Genomic DNA, 1,999 nt, shown 5'->3' on the forward strand with positions numbered 1-1,999 from the left:
CCTGCGTTCCGCGTAATTCAGCGTCCTAGAGTCACGAATCTGGGGTCTGACCTGCGCGGACATGGGTGAGGGCGCCTGAGAGGCGTTTCTCTAGGCGCTGGTGTTCGTGCTGGTCAGCGGGGTGCGGGTTCGAGGGCGATGATCTGCTTCGGTGCGGGGATGTTGAGCTTGGCCAGCAGGTCGGTCTGGGGCTTGGTGAGGGCAGTGACCTGGCGGAACAGGCCGGTAGGGCCGGTGAAGGTGCCGAGGTGGAGCCGGTCGAGCTTGCGGCGGACGGTCGTCCAGGTCGCGTTGGCGGTGGTCTCGATGATGCGGATCAGTAGGAGGGCGAGCCAGCAGAGGACGACGTGTGCGCGTATGCGTTCCTCGAGCCGGTGATAGACGGGCCGCAGGTCGATGATCTGCTTCATGTCCCGCCAGCCCCGTTCGACTTCGAGGAGCTGCTTGTAGCCGAGCGCGATGTCCTCCGCGGACAGGTCCGGGTCGGAGCATCGCAGCAGGTACTTGCCGTCGAGGTTCTCCTCGGCCTTGATCTTCGCGGTGTCGATGCGGAGCTTGCCAGCCGGGGTCGTGCGGAGGTAGTGGTTGAGGCCGGGCTTGTCGGCGATCTTGCCGCGGAGCTCGCCACGCTTGAAGTCGCTGAGCTTGTCGGTGTCTTCGATCAGGGCCGTGAGCTGGGAGACGAGCTGTTCGCGTATGTGCTGGTCACGGGTGGCGGCTTCGGGGTTGTGGCAGATCACGAACCGTTCGGTTTCGGAGATCCGCACCTCCTTGACCCGCATGTTCTGGGCGATCTCGCCGTAGCGGCCCTGGCGGGACAGGGCGGCCTTCACCTCCGGGCTGCCGGAGCGGAGTTTCTCGCCGACGATGTAGGCATGGTCGCCCTGGCGGAGGTAGCGGCGGTTGCGTTCGCTGGAGAATCCCCGGTCGGTGACCCACACGATCTTGCTGAGGGTCCAGTCCCGCATGTCGTCCTTGACCTGCCGGATCAGCTTCTGGTCACCGGTGTTGCCGGGCCAGGACCAGACGCGGACCGGGATCCCGTCCCTCGTGACGGCCATCCCGATCACGATCTGCGGCAGGTCATCGCGGGAGTCCTTCGACTTGCCGAAGGTGCGGAACCCGGCCTGATCCGCGGGCTCGCCGTCCTCTTCAGTGGGTGGGCGGTCGTCCGTCAGGAGGCGGCCCCTGTCGTCGCGGGCGACGGATTCGTCGCCCTCCGCCAGTTCGAAGTAGGTGCTGGTGGTGTCGAAGAACAGCAGGTCGACCTCGAGGTTGAGGAGGTTCGCGACCTCGTCGAACACCCGCTTCTCCAGGTCGTCGGTCACCTCGTGGAGCCAGTCCATCGCCCGGTAGCAGGCGTCGTCGTCGGTGGCCGGCAGGCCCTCGACATGCACGTCGTGCGTGACCCAGTCCGCGGCGGCCAGCTTGGACGACGGAGCCAGGGCCCGGTTCGCAACCAGGGAGAACAGCACCCGCTCGGTCACCGACATGTCCCGGCGCCGACCCCGTTTGGGCTGCCCGACCTGCCCGACGATCCTGTCGATCCTCAGCCGCCGCCAGAGATGATCGAGGACATAGGTGCCGCCGAACGGGACCGACGAGACGAACTCCAGGTCACCCGCCGCCGTCGACGCCAGTGCCTCACCCGGCTCCAGCAGCCTCGATAGAGACGCGACCAGGCGCTTCACCGCGTCCCGGTCGAGGTCGTCCTCACGGCCGAACGTGAACAGGACCTTCGGGACCGCCCGGCCCTTCACCGGATCCCACTCGTTGTGGGCCAGGTGCAGGTACCGGACCGTGCCGGACTTGTTCTCCCGCTTCGTCGTCTTCACATACACGACTCCAGACCCTACGGAGCAACTCCAGTTCAGCGCAGGCGAATCCGAAGAATCGCGTCTCTAGGCGAATTCGCCCGCGTCACCAGCCTCCAGCCCACTGACCTGCACCTTCAGCCCGGTAGGGACTCCAGAACCCCCGAATTACGCGGAACGCAGGT

The 1,999-nt window shown here is 66.3% G+C and carries 1 protein-coding gene; it reads right to left on the reverse strand.

Annotated features, from left to right (window positions below):
• Nucleotides 1–113: 113 nt before the first annotated feature.
• On the reverse strand, nucleotides 114–1,841 hold the full coding sequence (locus ACWEN3_RS45870) for an IS1634 family transposase (protein WP_452984302.1): 1,728 nt from the start codon (nucleotides 1,839–1,841) through the stop codon (nucleotides 114–116).
• Nucleotides 1,842–1,999 lie beyond the last annotated feature (158 nt).

The organism is Streptomyces sp. NPDC004561 (genome assembly GCF_053602155.1).